The 3,934-nt window shown below is 61.4% G+C and carries 5 protein-coding genes and 1 pseudogene; 3 read left to right on the top strand and 3 right to left on the bottom strand.

The window, feature by feature from the left end; all coding sequences use genetic code 11:
- The 3 genes from cgtA to rplU form a co-directional block, all read right to left on the bottom strand.
- A partial coding sequence (gene cgtA, locus G3436_RS17455; protein ID WP_163947393.1) for an Obg family GTPase CgtA occupies nt 1-1,076 on the bottom strand: 1,076 nt, incomplete at its 3' end.
- Nucleotides 1,077-1,269: 193 nt separating this feature from the next.
- Entirely contained in the window at nt 1,270-1,527 is a 258-nt protein-coding gene (gene rpmA / locus G3436_RS17460) for a 50S ribosomal protein L27 (RefSeq protein ID WP_163947396.1), read from the bottom strand.
- Nucleotides 1,528-1,562: 35 nt separating this feature from the next.
- On the bottom strand, nt 1,563-1,874 hold the full coding sequence (rplU, locus tag G3436_RS17465) for a 50S ribosomal protein L21 (protein ID WP_116549146.1): 312 nt from the start codon (nt 1,872-1,874) through the stop codon (nt 1,563-1,565).
- Nucleotides 1,875-2,127: 253 nt separating this feature from the next.
- On the opposite strand from rplU, the gene G3436_RS17470 reads away from it, so the two are divergent.
- The 3 genes and pseudogenes from G3436_RS17470 (at nt 2,128) to G3436_RS17480 (ending at nt 3,918) form a co-directional block, all read left to right on the top strand.
- The gene (locus G3436_RS17470; protein WP_163947399.1) at nt 2,128-3,096 is read left to right on the top strand and encodes a polyprenyl synthetase family protein; all 969 of its coding nucleotides are present in this window, start codon (nt 2,128-2,130) and stop codon (nt 3,094-3,096) included.
- A gap of 99 nt (nt 3,097-3,195) precedes the next feature.
- Nucleotides 3,196-3,537 (top strand): zinc ribbon domain-containing protein YjdM, encoded by a 342-nt coding sequence (locus G3436_RS17475; protein WP_163947401.1) that lies wholly within the window; start codon nt 3,196-3,198, stop codon nt 3,535-3,537.
- A 133-nt stretch (nt 3,538-3,670) separates the two neighbouring features.
- A pseudogene (locus G3436_RS17480) lies at nt 3,671-3,918 on the top strand (PA4570 family protein).
- Nucleotides 3,919-3,934: the final 16 nt, after the last annotated feature.

The following is a 3,934-nucleotide window of genomic DNA, read 5'->3' on the forward strand; positions in this document are numbered from 1 at the left end:
TCGTCTTCGATGCGCTGGTCGAGGTCGGCCAGCTCGTCGCGGTAGGCCGGGTCGGCCGCCAGGCGGTCGGCACGGTCTTCGAGGTAGCGCATGATGTCGCGGCTGAGCTGCTCGGTGCCTTGCTTGGAGATCGCCGAGATCACGTAGACCGGGCCTTCCCACTGCAGGCGCTCGACCACGCCCTTGACCCGCTCGTCACGCTCGTCGTCCATCAGCATGTCGGTCTTGTTCAGCACCAGCCAGCGGTCACGCTCGGCCAGCGACGGGCTGAAGCGCACCAGCTCGTTGACGATCACTTCGGCGGCATCGGCGCTGCTGCTTTCATCCAGCGGCGCCAGGTCGACGAGGTGCAGCAGCAGGCGGGTACGCGCCAGGTGCTTGAGGAAGCGGATACCCAGGCCGGCACCTTCGGAGGCGCCCTCGATCAGGCCGGGGATGTCGGCCACCACGAAGCTCTTCCAGCGGTCGACGCTGACCACGCCCAGGTTTGGCACCAGGGTGGTGAACGGGTAGTCGGCGACTTTCGGCTTGGCGGCCGAGACCGAACGGATGAAGGTGGATTTGCCGGCATTGGGCAAGCCCAGCAGGCCGACGTCGGCCAGCACTTTCATTTCCAGTTTCAGGTCACGCTGCTCGCCCGGCTTGCCCGGGGTGGTCTGGCGTGGCGCACGGTTGGTACTGGACTTGAAACGGGTATTGCCCAGGCCGTGCCAGCCGCCCTGCACCACCATCAGTTTCTGCCCGGCCTTGACCAGGTCGCCGATGACTTCCTGGGTGCCGGCGTCGATCACCGTGGTGCCGACCGGCACACGCAGGATCAGGTCTTCGCCCTTCTTGCCGGTGCAGTCGGTGCTGCCGCCGTTGGAGCCGCGCTGGGCTTCGAAATGGCGGGTGTAGCGGTAGTCGACCAGGGTGTTGAGGTTTTCGTCGGCAACCATGTACACCGAGCCACCATCACCACCGTCGCCACCGTTGGGGCCACCGTTCTCGATGAACTTCTCGCGACGGAAGCTCATGCAACCGTTACCGCCGTCACCGGCTTTGACCTTGATCGATACTTCGTCAACAAACTTCATAAAAACCGCCTCTCGTCAGCTGGACGAGCTGAGTGACACAAAGACATAAGGCTCTTGCAAAAGTGAGCGCGGCGGCCCCCGTCAACGACCGAAACACCAGCGCCGGCAGCCCATACAAACAGCTTTGCAAGAGACTCACCCCACAAACGAAAAAGCCCCGTCGCAAGACAGGGCTTTTCCAGCGATCGCGCGATTACTCGGCGATGACGCTTACGTAACGACGACCGAAGGCGCCTTTTACTTCGAACTTGATCTTACCCGCGATCTTGGCGAACAGGGTGTGATCCTTGCCCATGCCAACGCCGTAGCCAGCGTGGAATTGGGTGCCGCGCTGACGCACGATGATGTTGCCCGGGATGATAGCCTGGCCGCCATACATCTTCACGCCAAGGCGTTTGGCTTCTGAGTCGCGACCGTTACGGGTACTACCACCAGCTTTTTTGTGTGCCATGAGTTCAATTCTCCTAGTGAGGAATTAGGCTGAAATTAAGCCTGAATACCGGTGATTTTGATCTCGGTGAACCACTGGCGGTGGCCCATACGCTTCATGTGGTGCTTACGGCGACGGAACTTGATGATACGCACTTTGTCGTGACGACCTTGCGAGATCACTTCAGCAACGACAGTGGCGCCAGCAACGACTGGAGCGCCGATGTTCACGTCGTCGCCATTGGCAACCAACAGAACGCGGTCGAAGGTCACGGATTCACCAGTGGCGACTTCCAGTTTTTCGATTTTCAGGTATTCACCTGGGGCGACTTTGTACTGCTTGCCACCGGTAACAATTACTGCGTACATGGGTATTTCTCCGATAATCCTGCTCACCCAGCTCTTTATAGGAAGAGTATTGGCTGGCATGGCTGCATAGGGCTGGAACGGCCCAGTGCAATTGCGTAAGGCAGGTGCTGCCCAGGAAGTTCAGGGTGCGCGATTGTACGCAAGCCAGCTTTGCCTTGCAAGTAGGCCCATTGCCCCCACGGCCAGTGCGCCTTGACACGCCGGGACCCGCAACCTAGCATGCCGCGCAACCCTTATGGAGCACCTGTGGCCGATGCAACCCCAAGCTTTCTACCGTGCGGTAGCGGACGACTTCAGCGCCGTTGACGAGATCATCAAGAAACAGCTGACTTCGCGTGTGCCGCTGGTATCGAAAATCGGCGACTATATTACCTCGGCCGGGGGCAAGCGTCTGCGCCCGCTGCTGGTGTTGCTGTGTGGCAAGGCCCTGGGCCGCGAAGGCGACGACCTGCGCCTGCTGGCCGCCACCATCGAATTCCTGCACACCGCCACCCTGCTGCATGACGACGTGGTCGACATGTCCGGCATGCGCCGTGGCCGCTCCACCGCCAACGCCCTGTGGGGCAATGCGCCGAGCGTGCTGGTGGGCGACTTCCTGTACTCGCGCTCGTTCGAGATGATGGTCGAGCTGGGCTCGATGCCGGTCATGCAGATCCTCTCCAAGGCCACCCGGGTCATCGCCGAGGGTGAAGTGCTGCAGCTGTCGCGCATTCGCGATGCGAGCACCAGCGAAGAGGTCTACATGGAGGTCATTCGCGGCAAGACCGCCATGCTGTTCGAAGCGTCCACCCACAGCGCCGCGGCGCTGGCCGGTGCCAGCCCGGAGCAGAGCGAAGCCCTGCGCACCTTCGGCGACCACCTTGGCGTGGCCTTCCAACTGGTCGACGACCTGCTCGACTACAAGGGCGATGCCGAGACCCTGGGCAAGAACGTCGGTGACGACCTGGCCGAAGGCAAGCCGACCCTGCCGCTGATCTACACCATGCGCGAAGGCACGCCCGAACAGGCGGCGCTGGTTCGCCAGGCCATCCAGAAAGGCGGCCTGGAAGACCTCGAAAGCATCCGTAACGCGGTCGAGGCGGCCGGTGCGCTGGACTACACCGCGCGCATGGCGCGTGACTATGTGGCCCGCGCCATCGCCTGCCTGGACCTGCTGCCGGCCAGCGAGTACCGCGACGCGCTGATCGAACTCAGCGAGTTCGCCGTCGCCCGTACGCACTGATCCCCTCCCCCGGCCCATCGCGCGATGGGCCTGTTTTCCTCTGCTCGGCAAAACCCTATACAATGTGGGTTTTCTGCACGTATGCCCCGAGGAACCGTAGTGAGCACTTTGCCACCCTGCCCCAAATGCAATTCCGAATACACCTACGAAGACGCCAGCCTGCTGATCTGCCCCGAGTGTGCCCACGAGTGGTCCGCCAGCGGTGACGCCGAAGCCGCGAGCGATGAGACGGTGAAGAAGGATTCGGTAGGCAACGTCCTGCAGGACGGCGATACCATCACCGTGATCAAGGACCTCAAGGTCAAGGGCACCTCGCTGGTGGTCAAGGTTGGCACCAAGGTCAAGAACATCCGCCTGTGCGATGGCGACCACGACATCGATTGCAAGATCGACGGCATCGGCCCGATGAAGCTGAAATCCGAGTTTGTGCGCAAGGTCTGAGACCTGCTGTTGCGGGGCTGCGCTCGCAGCCTCGCCCTTACCGCCGAGCGGTCATTGCAAGAAAAATCCAATAGTCGCTTGCTATTTTGATAATAAGAATTATTCTCATTGAACGCTTTCAAGGAGAATAGCCATGACTTATCTGATCGACGCCTGGCTTGACCGCCCCCATCCCTACCTGCGCATCCTGCACCGCGAAACGGGCGAAGTGTGCGCCGTGCTTGAAGAAGAAGCACTGGGCGAACTGCGCGACAGGGCGACCTGGACCTCAGCGGTTTGAGTTCGAGTGAGCCAGTGGTGCTCAAGGAACTGGTGCGTAACCTGTTCCTGTTCTGCTACGCCCGGGCCTTGCGCCCTGGGGGTGGAGCGCAATGGAACTGAAAGCATCGCGGGTCAA

Source organism: Pseudomonas brassicae, assembly GCF_010671725.1.
Taxonomy (GTDB): Bacteria; Pseudomonadota; Gammaproteobacteria; order Pseudomonadales; family Pseudomonadaceae; genus Aquipseudomonas; species Aquipseudomonas brassicae.

Bases quoted from the DNA above. Each gene is read 5' to 3' on its own strand.
- G3436_RS17470 (WP_163947399.1), top strand. From the start codon at position 2,128: ATGCAACCCCAAGCTTTCTACCGTGCGGTAGCGGACGACTTCAGCGCC.
- rpmA (WP_163947396.1), bottom strand. From the start codon at position 1,527: ATGGCACACAAAAAAGCTGGTGGTAGTACCCGTAACGGTCGCGACTCA.
- rplU (WP_116549146.1), bottom strand. From the start codon at position 1,874: ATGTACGCAGTAATTGTTACCGGTGGCAAGCAGTACAAAGTCGCCCCA.